Below are 26,597 nucleotides of genomic sequence, written 5' to 3'. Positions count from 1 at the left end.
GGGCTTTGAGTAGCTTGATTATAAGGTTTAACGCTCAAAATTTTTATGCGAATTTTACTAGTCGAAGATGATTTTGAACAATTAGAACCACTACAAGGTATTCTGTCTGAAGCTGGATATATTGTTGATGCTGCGGAAGATGGGGAAATTGCACAGTGGTTGATTTCCCAAAAAGATTACGATCTATTAATTGTTGACTGGATGTTACCCACAATAAGTGGGTTGAGTTTGTGTCGTCAGTATCGTCTTGCTGGTAAAAGCGCACCCATATTGATGTTAACTGCTAAAGATACTACACCCGACAAAGTTATGGGTTTAGATGCAGGAGCAGATGATTATTTAGTTAAACCTGCTGATTTAGTCGAACTTTTGGCAAGGGTACGCGCTTTAGGAAGAAGAGTTCCTAATTGGCAAGGAGATAGTTTACAAATAGCAGACTTACAATTGTATTTAGCCGAATTAAATATCGAAAGAAATCAGATAAAAGTAGAATTATCTCCCCGTGAAGCGCAATTACTAGAATATTTGATGCGTCACCCTAATCAGGTTTTGACTCGCACTCAGATTGAAGACGCTTTGTGGGAATGTGGTATGGAACCAGAAAGCAATGCTTTAACTGTCCTAGTTCGGAAGTTGCGCCAACGTTTGCAGTTATTAGGTGCAGACGACTGGATTAAAACGGTTTATGGTATGGGTTATCGCCTAACTCCACAAGAATCAAATGTTAGTACAAATATAAATAATAACTAATGACAAATGACCAATGACTAATTATGTTTAATCGCAGCCGTCGCAATCTTGCAAGTTGGTTCACCCTAGCAATGGGGAGTATTTTAATTGGGTTTGCGGCAATAGTTTATTATTTAGAAGTTTTAGATGAGTTAGAAGCACTGGATAGATTACTTTATAAAAAAATCAGTGTGATGGCTGCGAATGTCAAGTTAGAAATGCACAATGGTGAACAGCAATTAGATTTAGAACACGTACCATTATTGGGGAGTAGGGTACAACCATTGCCGGATAGCGAACTAGTTTATGCCGGTTGGTATGATGAGCAGAAACAACTGGTACAATTTTTTGGTGGGTTGATGAGCGATCGCCTGGCAATATCTAGCGGATTTGATACCATCAAAACTGATAGCATCTGGCTGCGTCAGATAACATTGCCTGTTTATCAACATGGTGTGCTAATTGGTTATTTGCAAGCAGCAATGCCAATGACTTCTGCGGAAAGTGCTTTAGCGGAATTCCGTATGGTTTTGGCAATTTCCGTACCTATTACCTTAGGTGTAGTTGCGCTGACTGGTTGGTGGTTGGGAGGACTAGCAATGCAGCCAATTCGCCAAAGTTACGATTATCTGCAAAGATTTACTGCTGATGCTTCTCACGAATTGCGATCGCCTTTAACAGCAATTATTAGTAATGCTCAATACGGCTTTTTGTCTAAATCTACTGATTCAGATGTGCAGCGTCAACGTTTTCACAAGATTTTTGACATTGCCAAGTCAATGAGTACCCTGGTAAATGATTTATTATTTTTAGCACGTTATCAAGGCAAATTGCCTACTGAATTCTTACAAGAAGTTAACTTAAATAAATTACTTTTTCAGATAAAAGAAGATTATGCCACACACCCAGATGCACAACATCTAAGCTTAATTTTTACACTACCAAACAATAGTATAAATGTGCTTGGTGATGCTAATTTACTTCGCCAAGCAATTACCAATTTACTAAATAATGCGTGTAAATATACTCCTGCTGATGGTCTAGTTAATTTAGAGTTATTTACACAATCACATTGGGCTGTTATTCAAGTTATAGATAACGGTGTTGGTATCCCTGAAGATGATTTACCACATATTTTTGAACGCTTTTATCGAGTAGATAAAAAGCGTTCTCGGAAAACTGGAGGGTTTGGTTTGGGACTATCGATAGTTCAACAAATAGTTCAATCTCACGGGGGCAAGATTAGTATTAAGAGTATCTTTAATCAAGGTACAACTTTACAAATTGTTCTACCTTTAAAATAAGCCCCCAATAATTTTTACAGCGTTTCTCAGTTTTGTTTATTACTCCTTTCAAGAGGAGAGAGGGTAGAGACTAGGGGCTAGAGGCTAGAAAAATGTACCTCATCTAGATGAAAAATGCTGTAAGCTGAACTAGTCTATTCTAGACTGTAAAACATCCTCTAGTATAGGAACCAGTTCCTTATTTAATCGACCAGACTTGACAAATTCTGCATAGGTATCCGCTTCTATTGCTAATAATTCATCCCGAAATTGTTCTGTAGTAAAGTTTTGCAGATTAGGATATTCACTGTGTAATGTATCAATTTGAGTTTTCACTTGTTCAATTTCGCCTGAGATTAATTTTGTTTGATAACGAATAAATTCTGAGTCGATACCAGGACGTTTTTCTATTTGAAGATGTTGCAACACTCTTTCTAAAGCAACATTACGAGCTACCAATTGTAAATAATGTTCGCGTAAAGGTGCATCGCCAAGTAAATTGAGCTTTTCTAACAGAGGTTTAATAGTTAATCCCTGAACAAGTAGAGTAAATAAAACTACTCCAAAAACAGTAGCAATAATTATTTCTCTATCTGGCAGTATTGTTGGTACACTTAATGCTAGAGCAATTGAGACTGAGCCACGTAAGCCACCCCACCACAAAATAGTTTGCTCAGGTAAGGAAATTTCTGATTGAGTGATGATACCGCTCAATTTGCTCAAAACTAATAGTGCAACTGCGCGCATTAAAATCATTGCTGCTACTGTGAGGGCAATAATTTGCAGATTTTCTCCCAAGCTGGCAAAGCGTATTTGGTCGCCAATCAGCAGAAAAACGATGGAATTGACGAAAAAGGCTAGAAATTCCCAAAACTCAGAGACAATAATCCGCGTGCGAGGATTCATCCCGATACGCGAACCAAAGTTACCTAATATTAAACCTGTGGTAACAACGCCAATTACACCGGAACCTCCCAAATCTTCGGTAATCAAATAAGTACCGTAGGCAGATACCAAGGTTAAAGACTGTTCTACTAAGGGTAAGTCAAACCGTTGGGTAAGGTAGGAAATTGCAAAGCCAATTAAACAACCTACTGCTACACCAATGCCTACCACTTGGAAAAATTGTAATAAAATCGGTTGAAAGCCTAATTCGGCATTTCCTAAAGGCAAAGCCACCAAAACACCAAAGGCCACTACTGCCATACCATCATTAAATAGGCTTTCTCCCTCCATAAGAGTAACAAGACGGCTACCTACGCCTAATTCCCGAAACAAAGCAGTAACAGAAACGGGGTCAGTAGCACTGAGACTCGCACCGATGAGTAAGGCTGTAGTTAACGAAATTCCAGCCAATTGATTTAAGCCAAGTGCGACTCCAACAATTGAGATAACCACCCCAAACACTGCATATAAACAAATTGGGACAAAATCTTTCTGTAAATCTGACCATTTTAAATTCCATGCAGCTTCAAATAATAGGGGCGGTAAAAAGATGGATAAGATTAAGGCAGGAGAGAGGACAACTAAACGCACATCGACAACGGCCAATCCTAAGCCAACAATTACCAAAAGTAATGTATAAGGGATTTGGCGAAACCAACTAAATATTTGGGGTAAGGTTGCTACACCCAAAGAAACTGAAAGTACCAAAAGAAACTGCTTGAGATTCGTGGCGATCGCTTCTTCACTAATTGCTGATTCAAGTACCATAAGTCACTATCTCGTAGAATTATCTACTTATTCTCTGAGGAATATATTTATCTGACATCGCCTAAATATCAGATTTTGATTATCGAAACATGATTATTTAACGATTGATTCAACGTCAAGGAGAAACGCTGATTTATGTCAAACTTGAGGCAAGATTTTTTACCTTTTCTCAAAGTCGTAGCTTACTCACGGAAAAACTTGTGGGTAGTACAATGGTTGACTTATCACGCCAAACAAAGATTCCTTTACTTGTACTGCGCCCACAATTAATCTCTACTTATACGGGCGAGGAATTAACGCTGCGTTGTCAACATCTTCTCCGCTCTTTGTTAATTCCTTACAATGGAACTCCAGCAGCAGATTATGTAGTCCAGCAAGTCAAGCAATTCGCTCAACAACAATCTGATAGATATCTACAACAATGCAAGCTTTGTTGGGTATTAGAAGGTACTGGTCGTCAAGAAGTATCACAGAGAATACAACCACAGCAAGCTCAACAAAGCTTATCTCGCATCAAAGCTGATTTAGAGGCTGTTAATTTACATACAGAGACAGAAGTTAGAGAAGGACACTCTATTAGCGAGGTTTTAAAGGCGGCTGCGACAGATGATATTAGCGCGATCGCCGTGTCTTCTGCAACCATAGGTAAAATTCAAGAATGGTTGGTTTCCAGTTTTGCAGCCGAATTATTGCGTTATAGCTGGTATCCAGTCCTCTTTTTTCCCGCCCAGCGTGGCTAATTCTGATATCCATTGGTACAGCAATAAATAAAAGAGCCTTTTTTTTACTCACAACTGATCATTTTGCATAGCAAGCATTTATTATACTTTGCAATGGCTTCGTAGTGTCAGTGATCTAAAAACCATAGAAGAATTTCTATGTATACAAAAATTTTTTTCTTGATTACTAGGTAATTATTACTATCCAGAGTGGCGTAAAGTTAAGAATATCAAAATGATTTAACTATTACGATTTAGTTTTTCACAGCTAGAAGTCGCTAGGCAATCATTATCGGCAGTTTTTGGTCGAGACTTTTTTGAGTACGCGATCGCAGATGTTAGATTTTATGATCCAGCCGACTTTTATCTATAACTCATCCTTATCTATGAAAAGGCTCGGTTCTAGTTCGTTTGATATACCGTTCATTGACCTCAATGATGGCAATCACCAATCTCATCCGGTTTAATAACCTCCGGTTCATTTAGTTCATTTATTGCAATACTCGTCATCCGAGGAGAAGGAGGCATTCGTGGATTTTGTGTCGCTGTTTGTGAAGGACTTCATTGCCCAATTGCAGTCCCCAACACTCGCCTTTTTGATTGGTGGCATGATCATTGCTGCCCTGGGTAGCGAATTGGTCATTCCTGAGTCGATTTGTACGATCATCGTCTTCATGCTGCTCACCAAAATCGGTCTAACCGGTGGAATTGCGATCCGTAATTCTAATCTGACGGAGATGGTGTTACCCATGATCTTTGCTGTAATCACAGGGATTACGATTGTATTCATCTCGCGCTATACCTTAGCCAAGCTGCCAAAGGTCAAAGTCGTTGATGCGATCGCAACTGGGGGGTTGTTTGGAGCCGTGAGTGGTTCTACAATGGCTGCCGGTCTGACGGTACTGGAAGAACAAAAAATTTCATACGAGGCATGGGCTGGCGCACTCTATCCCTTCATGGATATCCCAGCGCTCGTAACTGCGATTGTTGTGGCGAATATTTATCTCAACAAGAAGAAGCGTAAAGAAGCAGCCTACTCTATTGGGCAGCATTCGTTCAGTGAGCAGCCCGTTGCGGCTGGCGATTATCCCGATAAAAAAGATTATCCCAGCAATCGGCAGGAGTATCTCAGCCAGCAGAAAGGGGATGCAGATAATAAGGTCAAGATATGGCCGATCATTGAGGAAAGCCTCCGGGGACCTGCCCTATCGGCAATGTTGTTAGGCCTTGCTTTGGGACTGTTCACCCGCCCGGAAAGCGTCTATAAAAGCTTCTTCGATCCCGCCTTTCGCGGCTTGCTTTCAATCTTGATGCTGGTCATGGGTATGGAAGCTTGGTCAAGGGTTGGCGAACTGCGTAAAGTAGCCCAGTGGTATGTTGTGTATAGTGTGGTCGCACCGTTTGTGCATGGGCTAATCGCCTTCGGTCTCGGCATGATTGCCCACCAAGTCGCGGGATTCAGCATGGGCGGTGTGGTAATGCTGGCCGTCATCGCCGCCTCCAGTTCCGACATCTCAGGGCCACCCACGTTGCGAGCCGGTATCCCGTCGGCCAATCCCTCCGCATATATAGGCGCATCCACAGCAATCGGTACACCAGTTGCGATCGGCTTGTGTATACCTTTCTTTGTCGGGCTTGCCCAGGCGATAGGCGGCTAATTCTAGACAGGTCACGGTCTGTCGCGCTCCCTTGACCCGCCAGACCCAGTAGATCAATGTACATAATTTCAGGAGGTAAGCAACATGGCCAAGCGTGCCAACAAGCTCGTCATCGTCACGGAAAAGGTTCTGCTGAAAAAGATCGCTAGTATCATTGATGAAGCCGGGGCAACTGGTTATACGGTGGTAGATACTGGCGGTAAAGGCAGTCGCAATGTGCGCTCTACGGGTAAACCCAGCACTGCTGATACCGATTCCAATGTAAAGTTCGAGGTACTCACCGAAAATCGGGAGATGGCAGAGAAGATTGCAGATCAGGTCGCCATCAAGTTTTTCACCGATTACGCGGGCATTATCTATATCTGTGAAGCAGAGGTACTGTACGGGAGAACTTTCTGTGGGCCAGAGGGCTGTTAAATCGAGACGACGCGCCACGAAAGGAACAAGCGAGCCATTAGTGCGAGTTTCTTTGGATCAGACGGCTGTTGCATCGAGACAAAGCAGACCCCAAAGGCCGAGGTCATAACCTCGGCTTTTGAGTGACCATGTTTCGTGTCCGCAGGACGTTGACCCTGGCGCAGAAGTCATTCCCCCCACAGTTTTATAACTTCCTCAAACCCTTAACCTTCATTCCTGTAAACTCATGATTTTGTCCAACATTCTGCCTCCTTTCAGTGGGGGGATGTCCGCTCTCATGGCTCCGATACCATTCCTGGCGACTGTTGTTGCTGAGGATTCACCTATTATTCTGTCTGGCGTATTGCTGACGCTGGTGGTGATTTATTTGGCCAGCAAGTTCGGTGCAGAGGTCGCTAGACGCTTGGATTTTCCGCCCGTACTGGGGGAACTGGTCGCTGGTGTGGTTGTCGGTGTTTCGGCGTTACACCTAGTGATTTTTCCGGAAGGGGGGCTGTCTGCCTCTGACTCGGTGATTATGACGGCGTTGCAAAGATTGAATCAATTGACACCGGATGCGCTAACCCGAATCTTTGAGTCCCAAAGTGAAGTGATTTCGGTTCTAGCTGAAATCGGTGTGATTATTCTGCTGTTTGAAATTGGACTGGAATCCGATCTGCGGCAACTAAAGGAAGTGGGAATTCAAGCCACGGTTGTCGCCTGTGTCGGAGTCGCGGCACCTTTTGCGGCAGGTACGGCAGGGTTAATGATACTCTTTCATGTCGCAGCCATTCCTGCGATTTTTGCAGGAGCCGCGTTAACGGCAACGAGTATCGGCATTACCTCTAAAGTGTTGTCAGAGTTAGGTCAACTCAAATCCAAAGAAGGGCAAATCATTGTTGGCGCGGCGGTGATTGATGATGTCCTCGGCATTATTGTCTTGGCTGTAGTCGCTAGTTTAGCCAAAACCGGTGAGATTGATGTTGCCAATGTCATTTACTTGATTGTCAGTGCTACGGCATTCTTGATTGGATCAATTTTGTTGGGGGGTGTCTTTAACAAAAGTTTTGTGGCGATCGTGGATCGGCTCAAAACCCGTGGAAATATTGTGATTCCAGCATTCATCTTCGCTTTCTTTATGGCATTTTTAGGCAATGCCATTCATCTTGAAGCGATTTTGGGTGCCTTTGCTGCGGGTTTGGTACTTGATGAAACCGATACCCGGAACGAGTTAGATGAATTAATCAAACCGATCGCCGATTTACTGGTACCAATCTTCTTTGTGACGGTCGGAGCGCGTGCCGACCTCGGTGTTTTGAACCCGGCGGTACCGGAGAATCGGGCAGGACTATTGATTGCTGTCTTTTTGATGGGAGTGGCGATTATTGGCAAGCTGATCACAGGTTGGGCTGTGTTTGGACAACCCGGCATCAATCGAGTGGCGATCGGGGTTGGGATGATTCCACGAGGTGAGGTGGGTCTAGTGTTTGCTGGCATCGGATCAGCTAGCGGCATTTTGGATAAGCCCCTGGAGGTGTCAATTATTATCATGGTAATTTTGACAACTTTTCTGGCTCCACCTTTTTTACGGGTTGCCTTTGGTTCATCCACGAATCCCATCCCAGAATCTACCACACCTGTAGAAACAGCAAGTAAGTAATCCCTCTTTTGTCACTATGGGGAAAGTATAATCAGAAATAGAACAGAAAACAGTAAGATTACATAATTGCTGAATCACACGCTCAAAGTTCTCACCGCTAAAGCCTTTATCTACCCAAATCACAACTAAATTTTCATTTGTTTGTGCGGCTTCCATAACAACTGCTGCGCCTCATAAATGCTCTGGAAAGTTGGCTTCTGTAACGATAGCTGCCAAAACTAGTCCTAAAGTATCAACCAGAATAAAGCGTTTACGCCCCTTTATTTGTTTTCCACCGTCATAACCATACACCTCCCACGCCAGTTGCTTCAAGTCGGCAAAGCCGCCCAACGCACTGGCTCCCTTTTTTCAGCCGTTTTTACCGTCTTAAACTTTAAGAAGCAGTATGTTTTTATCTAAAAATTGCTCTAAGTGGTAGTGTCTCTGTATTGTCTGGATTTGTACAGGCTCCCTCGTAAAAAGGGCAACAAACGGTATATCTTCTTCTTGACAATTAATCTAGCTGACGGAATCAATCTAGTGAACAAAATCTTTTTCGCTATTTAACACGTAACCCTACTCTTATTTGGAAAAAAGAACACTGGCAAGATGGTTCAAGCAGTTGGGTAAGTATTGGAGCTTGCGAACAGTCAGGAAAAAATTGCTAAAATTACTAAAATTGTTAAAAGTAACAGATAAAGCGAAGTAGTTAGCAAAATAGAGAACTCAAAAAGTCATATTTTAAATCTCCTGCTATACATACTGTATATATAGCAGGAGAAAATATCAACAATAAATTGAACTACTCTTCATTACAAGAATATGCCAATTCATGGTTTTCCTGTAGCAAAGCTTTACGCAACATAGGTGGTGCATCACTATTTAAACTTTTAACTAACATATGCAAGATATCAGGCACTGTATCATATTCTTGCGCTCTCACAATAGTCATACCCTGTTTAATTAACTTATTGCCTGCTGGCTTACCAATAGCCTTAACATACAAAATTTTGCAGTCAATAATTGCTTCCATTTTGGGCGTGATTTTATCTTCATGGGCAGCTTCTTCTAAGTCACCTTCAAAGACCAAAGTTTCAACAAATTCAAATCCATCTTTGGTTACTTCATACACATCAATTTCTTTTGCCACACCAAAATGAGTGTTAATGTGAGTACCATCACTGGTCGTAAAAGCTACTTTCATTGATTTGCTCCGTCAAAAATTAATTGTTGTTTGTAAGTTCATCAATTTTCATCTTCCCACCCACCCACCTTTTGCTAATCCCAAGGAGCAGGCTGTCTAATTTGCTCCCACACAGGACTATACAAAGCTTCATAAAATTCCTGTGCCATTGTTAGCATTCCTATATAGCCAGAATAGGCATGATGGCGTTCATGGTTAACATCTAAAAAAGGTATTCGTGCTTTCAGTGCTGTATATTGATTACTAGCTCCAGCCACTAAAATATCGGCTTTTGTATCTTCTATTACTTGTAGTAAAGCCTTGGGGCCACCTTTGGCTAAAACCATGCCATTTTGACCAAGTAATTGCTTAATTTTGACTTTTTCATCTTGAGTATTCTTTCTATCACTAGTAGCAACAACTTCCATTCCCAAGTCTTTTGCTGCTAAGATGATTGACCAACTCTTTACGCCACCACTATAAAGAACAATACGCTTACCTTGCAGTTGAGAACGATAAAAAGTTAAGGCAATATTTAACGCTTTTGTTTCCTCTGCAATTAACAATTCAGTTCGTTCTTGTAGATATTTATCACCTAATGCTGCAGCAATATTTCGCAAGCAGTGATTAATATTTTCTACACCATAAAAAGATTCTTCAATATAAGGGATGCCATAACGCTCTTGCATTTTTTGTGCCATTTGTAGTGACACATTAGAGCAAATTACTACATTTAATTTGGCACGATGAGCATAGCAAATTTCTTGATAATGAGCATCACCTGTAATTTTGGACAGTACACGAATACCTAATTTCTTGAGAAGTGGTAATATATTCCATATTTCACCAGCAACATTATAGTCACCAATAATATTGATATCGAATGGTGTAGTGAATTCTGGCTCCGCAGTTCCTACTACATATTCTAATAAAGCTTCCCCACCAATGCGATTACCTAAATTTTTACTACCAAGAAATCCAGGTGCATCTATATAAATAACCGGAATACCAATTTGATGTGTAGCTCTTTTACAAACAGCATCTACATCATCACCAATCAAAGCAGTCACACAAGTAGCATAGACAAAGATAGCCGCAGGTTTATAGCGTTGAGCAGTTTCAAGAATAGCTTTGTCAAGCTTCTTTTCACCACCAAACACAATACTATTCTCACCTAAATCAGTAGAAAAGCCTATTTGATATAGTTGAGAATCAGAAGATAAACTACCACGACTACCCCAAGGGTTACGGGTACAACTAACAGGCCCATGTACTAAATGAGCTACATCAGTAATTGGCCCAAGCGCAACCATCGCTCCTTCAAAAGGACAATTACCTTGGGCTGCGCCTGGTTTTGGTGGTTTTTTGCAAGGTTTGTTTTTTTTGCTCTGCAATTTTTTTACGTTGTACTCGCAGGCTATTTCATTCAGTAATTTGTTGATTTCTGCTTGAGTTTGATTCATGGCTTTTCCGTATTAGATAAAATATATAGGAATCAGCTTTGATTTGGTAATTTACTTACAGCGTTTTTCATTCTAATGAGGTACATTCATCTAGTCCCTAGTCTCTAGTCTCTTTCCCCTTGAAAGATGTACTGTGCCAAACTGATAAACTCTGTATGTAGTCAGGGAGTAGGAAAGAAATCTTTTTTAGTGTATTGATTTTTTCCTAAATCAAATATTCGTCCTATAGCAGTTCTATTTGATTGATAACTTATTTATTTGCTTGGGCAAGAGGGCATAGGCAATAGATGTGTTTAAATCTCTTACACTGGTTTTTAGAGATGAAGCAGAGATGAATAAAATACTTGTCATTAAGTCCAAATTTAATTCAGGTCAAGAAGTTTAAGGCTATCACTAGTTTAAGAACTTCTTTCATGAATTATTTTGTGTTAAATACAGCAGAATTTCAGTTAGTAATTTACACAATTTAGAGCTAGATATTCAGGCTGTATTATGCCTATAGATACATTTGAAGCAGCACTTGATAAACTCTCATTGTGAAATTGACTCTTGCATCTTTTGTGATGGAAAAGGAAAGATAAGGGAATGATAGTAAAAAGAGCAATCACAGTAACTCTACATTAGGAATGGAGTCAACTATTTACCTCATTCCCATATCAGCAAAAAATTTGTAGCAGGGCAATTTATTATTGCCTTGTTGTCATAACTGATATTTTGAGTAGATTCATTTGTATTTAAACAACATGAAATAAGTGAAACCTCTACTCAAAACAGCATCAAGCTTAAAACTACAGTCTTTATAACTTCTGTCTAGCTCCACTAGTAAAGTAGAAAGTTTATTCAAACTGTCATCTTCAGAAATTAAAATACTTAACTAAATCAATAGCACCTTGGAAACAAATAGCTAAGTCTTTTAATTCTGAAAGAAGGTTTATTGCTACTTTTTATTCTCTAATGCAAGCATAACATACATTTTGCTAATTTACTTGCTATGAAAAATTTTTAGGAAAAATTGGAGATTTTGTAAAAATGCTTACCAAATTGGCCGTCTTGGCAAGTTAAGTTAACATTATGCTAAAATAATTGCTAGAGAAATATGCTTCGTCTGCACCAATTAATGCCCTGCACACAAGTCAACTACGCTATAGGAATGCTTACTTGTGGAGTTTTGCTCACAGTCAAAATACCTAAGAGCTTTGCTAAATCGACTGATGAGGATAGCAGCAGCAAGGTAGATAAGTTTTAAACAGTTACAGCAATTCCCAAGCAGGTGAAATACACCCAGAGTTGGGGAGGGGTGATTTTGTACCTCATCTGAATTGGAAACGCTATATATCAAAAATCGTTTTTGCTAATCACTCAAAATCAATAAACCCTTCGGTTAAAAATGATATGCCAAGAAAGGAACAAGGCTGGATAACATTTCAGGCTTCACAGGAAGAACGGGATATTTTGGAACAAATGTGTAGAAGATCCCAACGTACTAAGACGGAGATTCTGCGGGAATTAGTGCGAGGACTTGATCAAGATACGCCGCGATCGCTAAAATCAAAATCAAACAAGAAGCAGCCAAAAAAATATACTCGCAGTAATTTTATAAATACTATAGAAGTTAACTCTTGCAATATTATTCAAGGGGTAGTCACGCAAGTGCTTCGTCTAGGAGAAAATACGCAATTAACTTTGAAGATTAATCCTGAAATAGAATTAACTTCAGTTATTACTAATGCTGTAGCAGATGAATTAGAACTAATCGAAGGTATCGAAGCTTATGCTGTGATTAACTCCAATAATATTGTTATTGCTAAAAAAAAACTCAATCATTGGAGAAGCAATGCCAGCAAGGGAAATTTTAACAAAGGTAAAAGTAAAACAATAAATAATCAATTGATAAATGTCTAGAGGCAGTCAGCCTCTGACTTAATTATATTATATTCCAAGGTAAATTTAATTTCTAAAAGTAAGATTTTTAATTATTATATTATTTGAGTTTATTATTTGTTTTGGGATAAATTTTAAATATTAAATTTCACTTTTAAGCAAGTCTGATTTTTTGTAAATTTGCGTGACTGACGCTTCACTTAAGTTAAATAAATTACGCGAATTTTCTGCTTTATGTGAAGCAAACTTGGATTTTCATTCAACAACACTAAAATTTTGCTGAGAACGAACTTCTAACTAGCGAAGACATAGGTTTTATCCTCACTTAAACCCCATACATATCAGCCCAAAAGATTGGAGATTTTTATGCGGAAGATCGCTATTTATGGAAAAGGGGGCATTGGTAAATCTACGACTACTCAAAATATGACAGCTGGGTTAGTTGAAATGGGTCGTAAAGTGATGGTGGTTGGATGTGATTCTAAGGCTGATTCTACCCGGCTGTTGTTAGGAGGACTGCACCCCAAGATTGTACTCGATACCTTACGTCAAGAATCAGACGATTTGCATTTAGAAGATTTATGCAAAGAAGGCTGGGGTAAGACCTTTTGTGTGGAATCTGGCGGCCCTGAACCTGGGGTGGGATGTACAGGTAGGGGTGTCATTACATCCATTGGCTTGTTAGAACAACTGGGTGCTTATGATGACAAACTCCAACTTGACTACACTTTTTATGATGGTTTGGGTAGTGTGGTGTGCGGTGGCTTTGTCATGCCGATGCGGGAAAGAAAGGCGCAGGAAGTTTATATCGTTACTTCTGGCGAAATTATGGCTATGTACACCACTAACAATATCTGTCGGGGGATTCACAAATATGCGGTTATTGGCGGTGTGCGACTGGGAGGTTTAATTTGCAACTCTCGCAATATTGAGCAAGAAGATGATTTAGTTCAGGCTTTTGCAGAACAATTAGGAACGCAAATGATTGCCTTTATTCCGAGAGACAACATTGTACAGCAAGCGGAATTTTATAGTCAGACGGTGATTGAGTATGCACCTCATTGCGAACAAGCACAGCATTATCGTCACCTAGCCAAAGCAATTGACCAAAACACCAATTTTGTCATTCCCAAACCTTTATCTGATGAACAGTTAGAAAAGCTGTTGGTAAATTCGGGGGTTTTGAGCGTCTAAATGTTCCCCCACATCCTTACACCCACATATCCTAAATCAAGGAGCATTTTGATAATGCTGACTGAAGAAACCTTAGTTGAAAAATTTACTACCGTAGTTAAAGAACGCTGTCCTGAACTGAATGCTTTGCTGCCATATTGTCATGTTGAACTTGTCTACTCTTATTGGGGAAGACCGCAAAAACTTCTACAATATTTTGTGATTTTTGCTCCTCATCAAGTTTTTGCTTCGGTTAATGGTTTTACCGGAAGTTTTAGAAGTGTCGCCCAAGATATGGGAATAGCCAACGCTCTTTGTATGAATGCTACACGCATTATCCGCGATCGCTGCTCCACATTAAAACAAAAAGACCCAGTATTATGGTTAGAACTCCAATTGTTGGTATCACAGTATTTAGAACAGTAGAACCTGATTAGTATATAAATTCTGTGCAAGTGGCGAATGAATAAACGGGTCTAAATCCTCCACGCTCTTGTTCTGACTCCTAAACCCGGATTTCTGGATTCTTCTTCAACAATTTTGTTAAGAATATTTGCGACCTGTATGATATACTTGCTAATATTCAGATAAATATTCTCAGCACTAACATAACCTTCCACAACGCTCGTCAAATCCTCAATCCTTTGTGATTGTCGTGGTAGGTTAACTTTTTTCCCTGCGGCTTTTTCTAATGGAGAGATACTGCCTGATGAAAACGGATGTGAATCTTTGTAATAACCTCAAGTCAATTAGAACTCGCTTAGACTTGAGCCAGCAAGATTTGGCTAACATCGTTGGTGTCACGCGCCAGACCATTGGCAGTTTAGAATCAGGGCAATATGCGCCTTCTATATCGATGTGTCTGCGTTTAGCCAAAGCACTTGCTTGCAAAGTAGAGGACTTGTTCTGGCTAGATGAAGATTTCCCGGAAATTGAGGCTTCAATTGCCGGTTCAGTTGTTCCAGAACAGTCATCACAAGTTACTTTGGCGAAGGTGGGAGAACAATGGATAGCTTATCCTCTTGTGGGAAATGATGCTTTTCGGATTGAAATGATTCCATCTGATGGTGAGATAGTTGCAGCTAAAAAGTTCACCAACATCACTGAACTTTCATTATCTTCCGAGATAGCAGTGGCACAGGGTTTGGTAAAAAGTAATAACATTTACTCCCAAGATGAAGCCCAACGCCATTTCAAAAACAATAAAGTCTCGGTGCGACTGCTAGATGATATTGATAGATTGCAAAATACAGTCGTGATTGCTGCTTGTACACCTGTGCTTTCCGTATTGGCAAAAGCCACTGAACGCTGGCATCCTAAACTTCGAGTTCATTATCGTTTTGCCCACAGTAGAAAAGCTTTACGTAGTCTGTGCCAAGGTGAAGTTCACATTGCGGGGATGCATTTATACGATCCTAAATCTAGAGAACATAATATTCCTTTTGTGAAAGAAGCTTTAGCTGGCAGAAATGCAGTTTTAATCACTCTGGGAGTTTGGCAAGAAGGATTATTAGTCCCACCAGGAAACCCAATGGGAGTGAAAACCGTTGCCGATTTAGTGGAATTTGGCGCAACTATTATTACTCATGAAGCGGGTTCTGCGGGGCGGACGCTTTTAGAACGCAAGCTTCAAGAACAAAGAGTACCATTTCAGAGTGTGAAACAGTTTGACCGTATCGCCCACAACCATCAAGAGGTTGCCTTTTCTGTAGCTTCGGGTATGGTTGATGCAGGTATCAGTAACGCATCAATAGCGGCGGCTTTTGGGTTGGGATTTATCCCTTTACATCAAGCACGGTATGACTTGGTGATTTTAAAAGAATATTTGGAACAAGCACCAGTACAGCAATTTATCAATATTCTGGGACATCGGGCGGTGCGATCGCAATTAGAGGTTCTCGGCGGCTATGACACCAGCAATATTGGGGAAGTCATAGCAAATGTTTAAAGTTAAACAGTATGATTCTTAATTTCTTCGGGAAATTTTGATCGCTTGATCAACTAATAAAATTAAAGTCATAAAAATCTGTATTTGATGATACAGTAATTCGGAAAAATAGGTACTAGCTGGAAGCATACGACTCATCATTTACAATTGAATCAGGTAGATTATTATCCCTTGAGCTTATACTGAGGCTTTTTATGTTAAGCGTGACAGTTGATGAAATTCAGCGCAATCCTTCCAAGTATCTGCGTCAAGTGGAGGCAGGTGAAACAATTGTAATTGTTCGAGCAGATAAAGCGATCGCTGAACTTAGACCTATCGCCAGTAATCAGCAATTGCGACCATTTGGTTTGTGTTCAGGTGAGTTTACCGTTCCAGATGATTTCGATGCTCCTTTGCCAGAAGATATTCTCAGTGCATTTGAGGCCAAATGAGGATTCTGCTGGATACGCACATCTTTTTATGGTTCATTAGTGGTGATACTCAGTTGTCAACAGATGTTCGGGATGCGATTCGTGATCCTGACAATGATGTCTATCTGAGTTCAGTTTCAATTTGGGAAGCAATTGTTAAGTACCAGTTGGGTAAGCTACCTCTGCCGGAACAGCCGGAAACGTATTTACCCAAACAGCGCGATCTTCATCAGATTGCCAGTCTTGCTCTGGATGAAAGTAGTGTGATTCAACTGGCTAAATTGCCATTATTACATCGTGATCCATTTGACAGAATGCTTATCTGTCAAGCCTTACAAAATGGTCTGATAATTGCGACAGTAGATTCAACAGTTCGTGCCTATTCAGTCAGTGTTATATAGCAGTGTAGCTCAACAATTCTGCGTGCTTTTTTACTTGTTTCGATGGTCTTGGCTTGTTAAAAGTATAAAAGTCACAAATTTCTGTAACTACATATACATTACTGATAGAAAATAGAGGTATAAAAAGTTTTTTATTAGGCAATTATTTTGGCGAAATGTATGTTAAACTTGCGTCAAGGGGGAACAAAACTTGTAAATCAACTCGCAATCAATTCATCTGACAAATTATTTGCTGTGAACATAGCAACCCAGCAAGTAATGGAAGATGTATGCAGTCATCTAAACTTAATTACTAGTCTTCTCAAACATATAGTAGAAGGCTGTGTTATTACCTCAGCAGATTAAATTTGCTCGTGGTAGCTTCTTGTCACGGAGTAGATATAGTCTCATGAAGCTAGATATCAATATCTGCAACAACATCAAATCGATCAGAACCCGTTTAGGCATGAGCCAGCAAGATTTGGCTAATATAGCTGGCGTAACCCGTCAGACGATTAGTGGTGTGGAATCTGGACAATATGCGCCTTCTGTCGCCATTACTTTACGTTTAGCTAAAGCACTGGGTTGTCAAGTCGAAAACTTATTTTGGTTAGAAGATGATTTACCTGAAATTGAAGCAGTTCTGGCTAAACCAGTCCCCACTGGGCAACAACTGAGAGTGAGTCTAGCAAAGGTTGGTGGTCAATGGATAGCTTATCCTCTCGTGGGCAAGGAAGCTTTTCGGATGGAAATGATTCCTGCTGACGGTGAGACAGTTGCGGTGGACGGGTTTCCCGGCATAAGCAAACTGTCGAACCCGGAGGGTAAAGCAGAGAGTCAGACACATACGAATAAAGTCCAAGTAAGCCTGCTTGATGATTTAGACAAACTGCAAAATACAGTTGTCATCGCCGGTTGTACGCCAGTTATTTCCTTTTTAGCGAGGGCAACCGAACGCTGGCATCCCCAGCTACGGGTTCATTATCACTTTGCTAATAGTATGGCTGCCTTGCGTAGTTTAAACCGGGGTGAAGTTCACATTGCAGGGATGCACTTGTACGACCCGCAAACAGGAGAACATAACATTCCTTTTGCGCGAGAAGTTTTAGGTGGTAGAAGTGCAGTTTTAATTACTTTGGGCATTTGGGAAGAAGGGCTAGTTGTTGCACCAGGAAACCCAATGGAAATCAAATCCTTATCTAACTTGGTGGAACTAGAAGCCACAATCATTAACCGTGAACCGGGTTCTGGTAGTCGGATGCTTTTAGAACGCAAACTCAAAGAAGAACAGGTATCAGCCAATGCAATTAAAGGATATGAGCATATTGTTCATAGCCATCAAGATGTAGCCTTATCTATCGCCGCAGGTATCGCTGATGCGGGGGTGAGTACGGCTTCTGTAGCGGCGGCTTTTGGTTTGGGGTTTATCCCCTTGCATCAAGCACGATATGACTTGGTGATTCTCAAAGAATACTTAGAAGAAGCACCAGTCCAGCAATTTTTGAGTATCCTAGGACATCGATTAGTGCAATCACAATTAGAAGTTCTAGGTGGTTATGACATTAGCGACATTGGCGAAGTTGTCGCAACTATTTAATCGGGATTGTGTGAGAAGTAGCGGGAAGTCCCAATCAAGGAATTTTCCCTTTCCCCTACACCCCTGTACTTCTTGCAAATCAAGAGCGTACAGGGTTGGAGGCGATTTAATTTTTCTGAAAATAGTTTTGTTGTTTCATCGCGTTCTACTCAGAGTTAAACCATTGGTCATTTATTTACTATGAACAATCAGGTTATTTACATTAACGATACAACCTTGCGAGATGGAGAACAGGCGGCGGGTATAGCCTTCAATGTTGAGGAAAAAATTGCGATCGCCTCTCTACTCGATTCTATAGGTGTCCACGAATTAGAAGTTGGCATTCCCGCAATGGGACATGAAGAAGCCGAATCGATTACAAGAATTGCCAAATTGGGATTAAATGCCAAACTACTCGGCTGGAATCGGGCGAATTTGTCGGATATCCAAGCATCTATCGATTGTGGTTTGGATAGAGTTCATGTTTCTGTTCCTGTCTCCGATATTCAGATAGCCGCTAAATTCAAAGGAAAACGACAGTTAGTCTTAGATAAACTCCGAGATGCAATTAATTTTGCCTGCGATCGCGGTTTATCTGTCTCCGTCGGTGGCGAAGATTCTTCGAGAGCCGATGAATCCTTTCTCTTAGAAGTTGCCCAATCTGCCCAAGAATGGGGCGCGTTTCGGTTTCGCTTCTGTGATACTGTAGGAGTCCTTGACCCCACAACCACCTACAAAAAAGTTAGCTATCTAGTATCGCACCTATCAATTGTCATAGAAATGCACACACATGACGACTTTGGTATGGCCTTGGCGAACACCTTAGCCGGTGTGAAAGCTGGCGCAATATCTGTGAATACCACCGTCAATGGTATAGGTGAACGAGCCGGAAATGCACCTTTAGAAGAAGTAGTCATGGGACTCAAATATCTCTACGATATACCCACAGGAATTGATACCAAAAGACTCGTAGAAGTATCAAAATTAGTCTCCAAAGCCACTAACTTTCCCGTTCTTCCTTGGAAAGCGATCGTTGGTGAAAACACCTTTGCACACGAATCAGGGATTCATGCTCATGGCGTACTGCAAAACCCCATCACCTATGAACCATTTGCACCAGAAGATGTAGGTTGGGAACGACGCTTAGTAGTAGGTAAACATTCCGGTCGCCATCTCCTACTCAGCGTACTACAACAACACGGTATTACCCTCGGCCAAGCCGAAATTCAATCAGTATTAGATGCAGTACGCCATCAATCAGTCAAAACTAAACGCAGCCTCACCGTTGAAGAACTACTAAGCTTAGTGCCTCAAAGCTAAACACCTGAGTGAGTAGAGAGAAAACTATCTCTCAACGCTGCAATTAATTCTGTAATTAATACTTTCTGAGTCAGTAAAAAGACCCGGAATTTCATAAACTTATCAACTATAAAAATTGCGTTTCTTTTTCTTCTTACCTTTGCGTCTTTGCGCCTTTGCGCGAAACAAATTTATATTCTCAATCAACAACGCCATCTGTGTAAATCCTGAGAGGTTATATGGTTCAAAGAAGATTCATCATTGCAGCTTTAGCTTCTTGTTTAGCAGTTGTAACTGCTGACACTAGTAACTTTTTAATACCACAAGCCAACGCTCAATCTGCTACAAATCGCAATGTCATTGTCGCCATGACAACTAGCATCGAAGATAGTGGATTGCTTGATGATTTAGTACCAGCATTTGAGAAAAAAACAGGCTATCGACTCAAAAAAGTTGCCGTAGGAACTGGACAAGCTTTAGCTTTAGCAGAAAAAGGCGAAGTTGACGCACTATTTGTCAATTCACCCAAAGCCGAACGCAAAGTTTTACAAGGTGGTGCAGTGACTAACCGCCGTTTAGTGATGCACAATGATTTTGTAATTGTAGGGCCAGGTAATCCTGATAAAGCTAAGATTCGAGGCAATAAAAATGCTGTGCAAGCGTTTAATGCAATTGCCAAAAATCAAGCATTATTTATATCAAGGGGTGATGATTCAGGTACAAATAAATTAGAGAAAGATTTATGGCAGCAAGCGAATATTAATCCTGCTGGTAGTTGGTATCAACAAACAGGTTCAGGAATGGCGAAAACCTTGCAAGTCGCTAATCAAAAACTGGGATATACCCTAGCAGACAGGGCAACTTATATATTTCAGAAAAAAAATCTTACTTCTTTACAAGTGTTGGTGGAAGGAGATAGGAAATTATTAAATCTCTACCATGTGATGCAAGTAAATCCGCAGAAATTCCCCAAGGTTAATAGTGCGGGTTCTAAAGCTTTTATTGATTTTGTTTTATCTCCTGAAGGACAGAGAATAATTGCTGCTCACGGTAGGAAAGAATTTGGACAGCCATTGTTTTTTGTTGATGGGGGTAAGAGTGAAAAGGATTATGGGTTTTAGGTTACTTATTCTGAAAACCCCTCTCCAAACCTCTCCCCTAAAAGGAGAGAGGCTTTATTTTCTACTCCCCTTCCCTTGTAGGGAAGGGGTTGGGGGTTAGGTTAGAGAGAACATCACTTTTATTTTCGATTCATAATAGACTCGTGGATACAATCATTGATGGAGCAAATAAGGCTCTAGAGTTATTAATTAATGGCGATCGCAATGTTATTGAAGTAATGACGATGACATTGCTAGTCTCTGGAGTGGCGACAACTATTAGTGTGTTGTTGGGTGTACCTTTGGGTTTGTGGTTGGCTTTAGAAGATTTCATCGGGAAGCCTGTATTAAACAGTGTCGTTAACTTTGGGATGGGATTACCGCCTGTGGTGGTTGGTTTGGTGGTGAGTCTATTTTTGTGGCGTTCCGGCCCTTTGGGTGATTTGGATTTAATGTACACACCTACAGCCATGATTATCGCTCAAACTATTATTGCTTTCCCGATAGTTGCGGGTTTTAGTTTTGCAGCCATTCTTAGTATTAATCCGAAACTACGTTGGCAATTATTATCAATGGGGGCGACACCTTGGCAAGCTCATTGGTTATTAATTAAGGAAGCAAAACTTGGCTTAATAGCTGCTATTATTGCGGGTTTTGGTCGCGTCATTTCGGAAGTTGGAGCTTCCATGATGGTGGGGGGAAATATCAAAGGACAGACGCGAGTTTTAACTACAGCTATTGTGACGGAAGTAGAAAAAGGTAACTTTGATGTGGCGATGGCGATCGCGTACATTCTCCTGTTCATTACCTACAGCATTGTGGTGTCGCTGACTATCTTGCAGCACGATAAAAAGATGTTATGAGTAAATTACATAAGTTAAAGTCGTTTGTCAATTTAGAATCCCCTCCCACAAAACCACAGGAAAGTCAGGAGGAAGTCAATCAATATATCCTGAATATGCGTCAGGTGAAGGTTGATAGTAAAAGCCGCAAAAATATCTTATCAATTGATCATTTCGCTGTGCGTCCAGGGGAACTAGTCGCCGTAGTTGGCCCTAATGGTGCGGGTAAAAGCACCCTGTTAAGAACCATAAATATGTTGCAATCCTACAGTGGGGAACTGCAATTGTTTGGACAGAATGCACGTCAAGTTAATCAAACAGCCTTGCGTCGTCGTTCTGCATTGGTGTTTCAAGAAACATTACTGTTGGATGACACGGTATTTAATAATGTTGCCAGAGTCTTACAGTTTCGCGGTGTACCCAAGCATCAAATTAAGCATAGGGTATATACTGCCCTGGAAACATTCGGCTGTGAACATTTAGCACATCGACAAGCCCGCGCCCTTTCTGGTGGCGAAGGTAAGCGGGTATGTATTGCCTGTGGGTTGGTAGCTGATCCAGAATTGCTGTTATTAGATGAGCCTTCCGCTTACTTAGATGTAGCAATTCGTCCGCAAATCATCGAGAAAATTCGCCAATGGGCGGAAGCTAGAGGGGCTGCGGTAATACTAGTCAGCCATAACTTTACAGATATGTTGAATTTTGCCGATCGCGCGATCGCTTTATTTGACGGTGGAATTATCCAAGACGATAAGTTAGAAATGCTCATTCGTCGCCCAGCTAACCAACAACTCGCCAGACTTGTTGGTATGGATAACGTCATCCCTTGTCAAATAGAACCAGAACACCGTGGTTATTTGATTAAGTTAGCTAACACTATGGAGTTTTCCTATTATGGCGAAATTAACGCACCTATCACCGCCTGTTGTTTATCCGGTGATGCTTTCCACATTGACGATACACATTCTACAATTCCGCAACAGCCAGGGTCAGTCTCTATTCAAGGGCGGGTAGAAAGGATTGTGCGTGGTGTAGGAACTTATACCATCAAGGTGAAGGTGGGAGAACAAACTTTAACGGCTAGAGTCCCTCGTAATGATGTGTCAGAGAATGTTTACCATCACAGCTTGATTAAGTTGGCGTTTCATCCGAGAGATGCACATTTTGTATGAGTGGGAGTTTTTTAACGCAGAGGGGCGCAAAGGTAAACGCAGAGGGGCGCAGAGTTTATGTTGATGCTGTTTGAATGAGAATTAATGCCGCTTTCTTCGCTTGGGATGCGGTTGACCAACTGCCTTCCATCATGGCAACGACGATCGCACCTTGTATGAGCAACAGCAGTTGTCTAGCTAATTGTTCTGGTAATGTAACTTCTGCTGCTTGAGCGAGAGTTTTGATGTAGTGGTAAATCGCCTGTTGATGTTCTAGTGCTACTCGATACCCAGGATGGTCAGGATTAGCTAATTCTACGGAGGCGTTAATAAATGCACAACCTCGAAAATCTGGACTTTCAAACCATTCTCTTAAAGCGTCAAAGATTGCCAAAAGTTGTTTAGCAGGCTCAGAGGTTTGTTGTTCAACTGTGGTTTTCAGCCATCGACACCATTTTTCATCCTCTTGTCGCAACCAAGCTTCAATCAAAGCATCTTTTGATTTGAAATGATTGTACAGCGACATTTTGGCTACACCAGATTCCGCAATGATTCTGTCGATACCAACATTGCGAATACCTTCTCGGTAAAACAAATCTGATGCTGTTTGCAAAATGCGATCGTAGACAGATTTACGTTTTGTTTTTAGTTTAGTCATCTACCTTAACCAAATCATGCTGAACCTCCAATCTATTCGTACCGCAGTCATCCAAAAAGTTCCGTATCATTGGGCTTTAATTAAAGACTTATTATCAAAAGAAGTAAGTCTAGAATTAACCGCTAGTTTCCCCAAACAAGATTTTTTTCTATCAACTGGGGAGGGTTACGGCTATTATTGGGGAAAGATAATTGCTTCTAGTCAAGATATTCCTTTACTGCTCAAATTTAAAGACGATCGCTGGCGACAACGGCTTGCACAAGGAAAATTAACTTCTGATTTGAAACACCTCAGTCATGCGTGGCGAAATTTAATAGAAGGACTATGGACAAATACTTATCGTCAAGCTTTGGGAGATATGACTGGCTTAGATTTGACAGATTGTGTAATGGATATTGGATTTCGTCAATATAAATCAGGACATCAACATTTTCCCCATACAGATGAACCGAATAAAGTTTTAACTCATCTACTATTTTTTAATCAAGAATGGTCAGAAAATTGGGGCGGTTGTTTGCGGATTCTCAAAGACTCTGAACCGGATTCAGCTTTTCGAGATATTTTACCTCTGAGCTATTCTTCAGTTGTGATTGTACGTTCTGATAATTCTTGGCACATGGTAACTCCGGTTACTTCTCCTATGTCTGAAAGTCGGTTAGCTTTACGAGTAGCTTTTTTTCGGAATGTTTAGTGAATACCTCCTAATTATTCTCTAGGAAAAATTGATGATGAATAGCAAAGTTTATCATTTCTCAAGACTTAGACAAATTATTCCTCTGCTGTTTGTTTTGCTTGTATTTATCTCTTTTGTTATGTCGCTAAGAGAAATATTAGCAATGGATATTTACTCTGATTATTATTCGTCAGGTGAATTGGAATCTTTGACTAAGATTGTGTTTTTGTTTCCAGAGTAGTTGATAAACGCAGAGGTGCGCGGAGGTAAGCGCAAAGTTACGCGGAGAGTTTTTTTGTACCTTTGAAATGTTGGGAGTTTTTAATTATGACTAATCCTGTAGAAGTTTTGCGATCGCGCTACGGTGAAATTCCTTTTGATGTTAATATTCCCTGGAATGATTCTATCGGAACAATATTATCTCACCGTTCAGTCCGGTCTTATTTACCTGAACCTTTACCACCAGGAATCATCGAGTTATTAGTAGCTGCGGCTCAATCTGCGCCTACTTCCGCAAACTTGCAAAGCTGGAGTGTGGTAGCGGTTGAAGATGAAGAACGCAAACAAGAATTGTATCGGCTCTCCAATAATCAAGCCCAAGTCAAGCAAGCTCCGGTATTCTTAGTATGGTTAGCCGATTTAGGTCGTTTGGCTCAAATTGCTGACAGTCGTGGACTAGCTCATGTTGCGTTGGAATACACCGAGCTTTTGGTAAAAGCCATAGTCGATGCTTCCGTAGCAGCGCAAAATGTGACTGTAGTCGCTGAATCCTTGGGTTTAGGAACAGTATACATAGGTGCAATTCGCAACCATACCCAAGAAGTCGCCACATTATTGAACTTACCGCCTTTCGTCTTCCCCGTATTTGGACAGTGTTTAGGCTTTCCTAATCCTGAAGTCCAACCAGCAGTAAAACCACGTTTACCCCAGCAAGCTATATTGCATCGGGAGACTTATAAATTAGCAGAACAAGAAGATGCGATCGCTCACTACAACGATATTATGAAACAGTTCTACACCGAACAAAACATGAACGTCGCCGGTGATTGGTCAGAACACTCCGCCGAGAGAATCGCCACCCTAGACTATCTCAAAGGCTGCAAAAATTTACGAGAGACTCTCAATAACTTCGGCTTCAAGTTATTGTAAATTCATTCAATAGGAAAAACTCAGTTTTGAAAATTCTTGAGCGTGGGTTTCCTGCGCTCAACTTTTTACTATGTTTCTCTGTGTTTAAATTTTAGGTTTGGCGATTGGTAACAGTATCCCTCTTCTGTCACTTTCCGAAAACTTTTGTCATTTCTGAATTCTAGAGCTTTTGTATAGCCTGTGATCGCGCGATTATTTTCTAATAACAAATACAAGACCAATTTTTTTCTAATAGTATAGCTTGTATTGATTGCCTCATGAGGCTTCTAGCGATCGCCTCCCGGAAAGTGACAGAAGAGGGATATATTGAAATTACTACAAAAAGGGAAGTCAGGGCTGCCGACGGCAGCCCTGACTTCCCACCCCCTACAATGATTATCATTCTTATTTATTGGGTATTTTATTTTTTGGAAGTCCCAAATCAATAGAAAAATAATAGGTTACAATTAGATAAATAATCGAGGTGGTAATGACAATTAAAGAACAGATTAACCAAGAAATAGAACAATTACCTGAATCTTTATTGCAGGAGATTTTAGATTTTATTCAGTTTTTGCAAGCCAAACACCAACCACAAAATATATCAGTAAATAACCAAGTTTATCAACCATTGTCAGCAGAACATAATGTTACTAACTCTACTGCCGAAGATTTATTAGAATTTGTCGGGAGTTGGGAAGGTTCAGATATTAGAGAATGTCTGCAATTAGTTCATGAAAGCCGAATACAAATTGAATTTTAATCATGTATCTTCTTGATACCAATCATTGTTCTTTCTTAATGTAGGGTGTACCTAGTGTTGCCAATCACCTGCGATCGCTTGGTCAAATACAACTTTATACTAGTGTTATTGTTGCAGGAGAATTACGCTTTATGGCGCAAAATTCCCAACAGAAAGCTGCTAACTTAATCAAAGTTAATGAGGTATTGCAGCGAATTAACTTATATGGAATCGATAAAGAAACTACAAAAATTTACGGTGACTTTAAATCTGAATTAATCAAGCATTTTGGACTCAAAGAAAAAACTAAACGTAGCGCAACTCAATTAAATACTATCGGGATTAATGAAAATGACCTCTGGATAGCTGCTACAGCCTTACGCCATTCATTGATTATCGTTTCATGCGATAGTGATTTTGAGCGAATGCAGCAAGTAAGAGAAATTGCTTGGGAAAGTTGGGTTTAGATTTCTAAAAAATACTTACAAAAATTAGCAAAAAACTAAATAAAACATGGTTGCTTCTCAAAGACTTTATTTTTTATTAGGATTAGGAATTGCGATCGCTCCCATTTTATCCTTATTTCTCACCATTCCCGTGAGTATCGCCATCACATTATTATTTGATGCGATCGTTCTCGGATTTATGATTGTGGATGGCGCACAAGTCAGGCCTTTGCGGGTACAAATCAAGCGAGAATTACCACAACGTTTATCTATTGGGCGAGATAATCCAGTAATCTTGAAGGTAACAGCTGCAAACACTGACGCAATTATTCAAATTCGTGATTACTATCCCACAGAATTTGGCGTATCTACCCCAACATTCACCGCCACTATTAGTGCTAACACTA

The 26,597-nt window shown here is 40.6% G+C and carries 25 protein-coding genes and 3 pseudogenes; 23 read left to right on the top strand and 5 right to left on the bottom strand.

Features of this window, described 5'->3' with window-relative positions; genetic code table 11:
• Positions 1-45: 45 nt before the first annotated feature.
• Together H6G69_RS29720 and H6G69_RS29715 are read left to right on the top strand one after the other, a co-directional pair.
• Positions 46-750, top strand: coding sequence for a response regulator transcription factor (locus tag H6G69_RS29720; RefSeq protein ID WP_190692713.1), 705 nt, complete (start codon positions 46-48; stop codon positions 748-750).
• 23 nt (positions 751-773) lie between these two features.
• Positions 774-2,033, top strand: coding sequence for a cell wall metabolism sensor histidine kinase WalK (locus tag H6G69_RS29715; protein ID WP_190692712.1), 1,260 nt, complete (start codon positions 774-776; stop codon positions 2,031-2,033).
• 129 nt (positions 2,034-2,162) lie between these two features.
• On the opposite strand, the gene H6G69_RS29710 is transcribed toward H6G69_RS29715, so the two are convergent.
• A complete protein-coding gene (locus H6G69_RS29710; RefSeq protein WP_190692711.1) occupies positions 2,163-3,725 on the bottom strand; it encodes a sodium:proton antiporter in 1,563 nt (520 codons plus the stop codon).
• Between the two features lie 104 nt (positions 3,726-3,829).
• Here H6G69_RS29710 and H6G69_RS29705 point away from each other — a divergent pair, with 104 nt between their 5' ends.
• The 4 genes from H6G69_RS29705 to H6G69_RS29690 all read left to right on the top strand — a co-directional run bounded on the left by H6G69_RS29705 (position 3,830) and on the right by H6G69_RS29690 (position 8,158).
• Positions 3,830-4,465 carry a universal stress protein gene (locus tag H6G69_RS29705; protein ID WP_242072231.1) on the top strand — a complete coding sequence of 212 codons (636 nt, stop codon included), beginning with the start codon at positions 3,830-3,832 and terminating at the stop codon, positions 4,463-4,465.
• A gap of 509 nt (positions 4,466-4,974) precedes the next feature.
• The gene (locus H6G69_RS29700) at positions 4,975-6,102 is read left to right on the top strand and encodes a sodium-dependent bicarbonate transport family permease (RefSeq protein WP_190692710.1); all 1,128 of its coding nucleotides are present in this window, start codon (positions 4,975-4,977) and stop codon (positions 6,100-6,102) included.
• Between the two features lie 84 nt (positions 6,103-6,186).
• Entirely contained in the window at positions 6,187-6,519 is a 333-nt protein-coding gene (locus H6G69_RS29695; protein WP_190692709.1) for a P-II family nitrogen regulator, read from the top strand.
• A 277-nt stretch (positions 6,520-6,796) separates the two neighbouring features.
• Positions 6,797-8,158 carry a cation:proton antiporter gene (locus H6G69_RS29690; RefSeq protein ID WP_397327030.1) on the top strand — a complete coding sequence of 454 codons (1,362 nt, stop codon included), beginning with the start codon at positions 6,797-6,799 and terminating at the stop codon, positions 8,156-8,158.
• A 179-nt stretch (positions 8,159-8,337) separates the two neighbouring features.
• On the opposite strand, the pseudogene H6G69_RS29685 reads toward H6G69_RS29690, so the two are convergent.
• Positions 8,338-8,452 (bottom strand): annotated as a pseudogene (locus H6G69_RS29685) (transposase); the annotation flags it as partial.
• Between the two features lie 269 nt (positions 8,453-8,721).
• Here H6G69_RS29685 and H6G69_RS34205 point away from each other — a divergent pair.
• Positions 8,722-8,805, top strand: a pseudogene (locus tag H6G69_RS34205) (molybdenum cofactor biosynthesis protein MoaE); the annotation flags it as partial.
• Between the two features lie 134 nt (positions 8,806-8,939).
• On the opposite strand, the gene nifX reads toward H6G69_RS34205, so the two are convergent.
• Both nifX and nifE read right to left on the bottom strand, forming a co-directional pair.
• Positions 8,940-9,341 (bottom strand): nitrogen fixation protein NifX, encoded by a 402-nt coding sequence (gene nifX / locus H6G69_RS29680; RefSeq protein WP_190692707.1) that lies wholly within the window; start codon positions 9,339-9,341, stop codon positions 8,940-8,942.
• A 74-nt stretch (positions 9,342-9,415) separates the two neighbouring features.
• Positions 9,416-10,783 (bottom strand): nitrogenase iron-molybdenum cofactor biosynthesis protein NifE, encoded by a 1,368-nt coding sequence (gene nifE, locus H6G69_RS29675; RefSeq protein WP_190692706.1) that lies wholly within the window; start codon positions 10,781-10,783, stop codon positions 9,416-9,418.
• A gap of 1,287 nt (positions 10,784-12,070) precedes the next feature.
• Between nifE and H6G69_RS29670 the strand changes: the two genes are divergently transcribed.
• The 11 genes from H6G69_RS29670 to H6G69_RS29620 all read left to right on the top strand — a co-directional run bounded on the left by H6G69_RS29670 (position 12,071) and on the right by H6G69_RS29620 (position 22,564).
• On the top strand, positions 12,071-12,685 hold the full coding sequence (locus tag H6G69_RS29670) for a TOBE domain-containing protein (protein ID WP_313952405.1): 615 nt from the start codon (positions 12,071-12,073) through the stop codon (positions 12,683-12,685).
• 339 nt (positions 12,686-13,024) lie between these two features.
• Positions 13,025-13,858: a nitrogenase iron protein gene (gene nifH / locus H6G69_RS29665; RefSeq protein ID WP_397327033.1), complete on the top strand. Its 834-nt coding sequence runs from the start codon at positions 13,025-13,027 to the stop codon at positions 13,856-13,858.
• Positions 13,859-13,912: 54 nt separating this feature from the next.
• Positions 13,913-14,263 carry a hypothetical protein gene (locus tag H6G69_RS29660; RefSeq protein WP_199336336.1) on the top strand — a complete coding sequence of 117 codons (351 nt, stop codon included), beginning with the start codon at positions 13,913-13,915 and terminating at the stop codon, positions 14,261-14,263.
• A gap of 283 nt (positions 14,264-14,546) precedes the next feature.
• Positions 14,547-15,785, top strand: a complete 1,239-nt coding sequence (locus tag H6G69_RS29655; RefSeq protein ID WP_190692703.1) for a substrate-binding domain-containing protein — start codon at positions 14,547-14,549, stop codon at positions 15,783-15,785.
• A 194-nt stretch (positions 15,786-15,979) separates the two neighbouring features.
• Positions 15,980-16,216 (top strand): type II toxin-antitoxin system Phd/YefM family antitoxin, encoded by a 237-nt coding sequence (locus H6G69_RS29650; RefSeq protein WP_190692702.1) that lies wholly within the window; start codon positions 15,980-15,982, stop codon positions 16,214-16,216.
• Positions 16,213-16,596: a type II toxin-antitoxin system VapC family toxin gene (locus H6G69_RS29645; protein WP_190692701.1), complete on the top strand. Its 384-nt coding sequence runs from the start codon at positions 16,213-16,215 to the stop codon at positions 16,594-16,596. Before H6G69_RS29650 ends, H6G69_RS29645 begins: the two co-directional genes overlap by 4 nt.
• A 388-nt stretch (positions 16,597-16,984) precedes the next feature.
• A complete protein-coding gene (locus tag H6G69_RS29640) occupies positions 16,985-18,172 on the top strand; it encodes a substrate-binding domain-containing protein (protein ID WP_190692700.1) in 1,188 nt (395 codons plus the stop codon).
• Between the two features lie 180 nt (positions 18,173-18,352).
• Positions 18,353-19,471: a homocitrate synthase gene (gene nifV / locus H6G69_RS29635; RefSeq protein ID WP_190692699.1), complete on the top strand. Its 1,119-nt coding sequence runs from the start codon at positions 18,353-18,355 to the stop codon at positions 19,469-19,471.
• A gap of 218 nt (positions 19,472-19,689) precedes the next feature.
• A complete protein-coding gene (locus H6G69_RS29630; RefSeq protein WP_190692698.1) occupies positions 19,690-20,571 on the top strand; it encodes a substrate-binding domain-containing protein in 882 nt (293 codons plus the stop codon).
• A gap of 143 nt (positions 20,572-20,714) precedes the next feature.
• Positions 20,715-21,413, top strand: a complete 699-nt coding sequence (locus H6G69_RS29625) for an ABC transporter permease (RefSeq protein ID WP_190692697.1) — start codon at positions 20,715-20,717, stop codon at positions 21,411-21,413.
• Positions 21,410-22,564 (top strand): ABC transporter ATP-binding protein, encoded by a 1,155-nt coding sequence (locus H6G69_RS29620; protein WP_190692696.1) that lies wholly within the window; start codon positions 21,410-21,412, stop codon positions 22,562-22,564. The genes H6G69_RS29625 and H6G69_RS29620 overlap by 4 nt, the downstream gene beginning before the upstream one ends.
• 55 nt (positions 22,565-22,619) lie before the next feature.
• Here H6G69_RS29620 and H6G69_RS29615 read toward each other — a convergent pair whose 3' ends face one another.
• Positions 22,620-23,201, bottom strand: coding sequence for a TetR/AcrR family transcriptional regulator (locus tag H6G69_RS29615; protein WP_190692695.1), 582 nt, complete (start codon positions 23,199-23,201; stop codon positions 22,620-22,622).
• A gap of 16 nt (positions 23,202-23,217) precedes the next feature.
• Here H6G69_RS29615 and H6G69_RS29610 point away from each other — a divergent pair, with 16 nt between their 5' ends.
• The 5 genes and pseudogenes from H6G69_RS29610 to H6G69_RS29590 all read left to right on the top strand — a co-directional run.
• Positions 23,218-23,892: a 2OG-Fe(II) oxygenase gene (locus H6G69_RS29610; protein ID WP_190692694.1), complete on the top strand. Its 675-nt coding sequence runs from the start codon at positions 23,218-23,220 to the stop codon at positions 23,890-23,892.
• 309 nt (positions 23,893-24,201) lie between these two features.
• A complete protein-coding gene (locus H6G69_RS29605; RefSeq protein ID WP_190692693.1) occupies positions 24,202-25,023 on the top strand; it encodes an NADPH-dependent oxidoreductase in 822 nt (273 codons plus the stop codon).
• A gap of 469 nt (positions 25,024-25,492) precedes the next feature.
• Positions 25,493-25,765 (top strand): DUF2281 domain-containing protein, encoded by a 273-nt coding sequence (locus H6G69_RS29600; protein WP_190692692.1) that lies wholly within the window; start codon positions 25,493-25,495, stop codon positions 25,763-25,765.
• A 68-nt stretch (positions 25,766-25,833) separates the two neighbouring features.
• Complete coding sequence (locus H6G69_RS29595; RefSeq protein ID WP_277883497.1) at positions 25,834-26,211, top strand: type II toxin-antitoxin system VapC family toxin; 378 nt, start codon at positions 25,834-25,836, stop codon at positions 26,209-26,211.
• A gap of 46 nt (positions 26,212-26,257) precedes the next feature.
• A pseudogene (locus tag H6G69_RS29590) lies at positions 26,258-26,597 on the top strand (DUF58 domain-containing protein); the annotation flags it as partial.

It is taken from the genome of Nostoc sp. FACHB-110 (assembly GCF_014697425.1).
In the GTDB taxonomy this organism is placed as follows: Bacteria; Cyanobacteriota; Cyanobacteriia; order Cyanobacteriales; family Nostocaceae; genus Nostoc_B.
The sequence above is the reverse complement of the archived record's forward strand: the minus strand, read 5'-3'. Positions and strand labels throughout refer to the sequence as shown.

Coding starts and splice junctions, on each gene's coding strand:
- H6G69_RS29690 (WP_397327030.1), top strand. CDS start 6,797: ATGGCTCCGATACCATTCCTGGCGACTGTTGTTGCTGAGGATTCACCT.
- H6G69_RS29645 (WP_190692701.1), top strand. CDS start 16,213: ATGAGGATTCTGCTGGATACGCACATCTTTTTATGGTTCATTAGTGGT.
- H6G69_RS29640 (WP_190692700.1), top strand. CDS start 16,985: ATGAAGCTAGATATCAATATCTGCAACAACATCAAATCGATCAGAACC.
- nifE (WP_190692706.1), bottom strand. CDS start 10,783: ATGAATCAAACTCAAGCAGAAATCAACAAATTACTGAATGAAATAGCC.
- H6G69_RS29610 (WP_190692694.1), top strand. CDS start 23,218: ATGCTGAACCTCCAATCTATTCGTACCGCAGTCATCCAAAAAGTTCCG.
- H6G69_RS29600 (WP_190692692.1), top strand. CDS start 25,493: ATGACAATTAAAGAACAGATTAACCAAGAAATAGAACAATTACCTGAA.
- H6G69_RS29615 (WP_190692695.1), bottom strand. CDS start 23,201: ATGACTAAACTAAAAACAAAACGTAAATCTGTCTACGATCGCATTTTG.
- nifV (WP_190692699.1), top strand. CDS start 18,353: ATGAACAATCAGGTTATTTACATTAACGATACAACCTTGCGAGATGGA.
- H6G69_RS29715 (WP_190692712.1), top strand. CDS start 774: ATGTTTAATCGCAGCCGTCGCAATCTTGCAAGTTGGTTCACCCTAGCA.
- H6G69_RS29605 (WP_190692693.1), top strand. CDS start 24,202: ATGACTAATCCTGTAGAAGTTTTGCGATCGCGCTACGGTGAAATTCCT.
- H6G69_RS29695 (WP_190692709.1), top strand. CDS start 6,187: ATGGCCAAGCGTGCCAACAAGCTCGTCATCGTCACGGAAAAGGTTCTG.
- H6G69_RS29620 (WP_190692696.1), top strand. CDS start 21,410: ATGAGTAAATTACATAAGTTAAAGTCGTTTGTCAATTTAGAATCCCCT.
- H6G69_RS29710 (WP_190692711.1), bottom strand. CDS start 3,725: ATGGTACTTGAATCAGCAATTAGTGAAGAAGCGATCGCCACGAATCTC.
- nifX (WP_190692707.1), bottom strand. CDS start 9,341: ATGAAAGTAGCTTTTACGACCAGTGATGGTACTCACATTAACACTCAT.
- H6G69_RS29655 (WP_190692703.1), top strand. CDS start 14,547: ATGAAAACGGATGTGAATCTTTGTAATAACCTCAAGTCAATTAGAACT.
- H6G69_RS29630 (WP_190692698.1), top strand. CDS start 19,690: ATGGTTCAAAGAAGATTCATCATTGCAGCTTTAGCTTCTTGTTTAGCA.
- H6G69_RS29720 (WP_190692713.1), top strand. CDS start 46: ATGCGAATTTTACTAGTCGAAGATGATTTTGAACAATTAGAACCACTA.
- H6G69_RS29660 (WP_199336336.1), top strand. CDS start 13,913: ATGCTGACTGAAGAAACCTTAGTTGAAAAATTTACTACCGTAGTTAAA.
- H6G69_RS29650 (WP_190692702.1), top strand. CDS start 15,980: ATGTTAAGCGTGACAGTTGATGAAATTCAGCGCAATCCTTCCAAGTAT.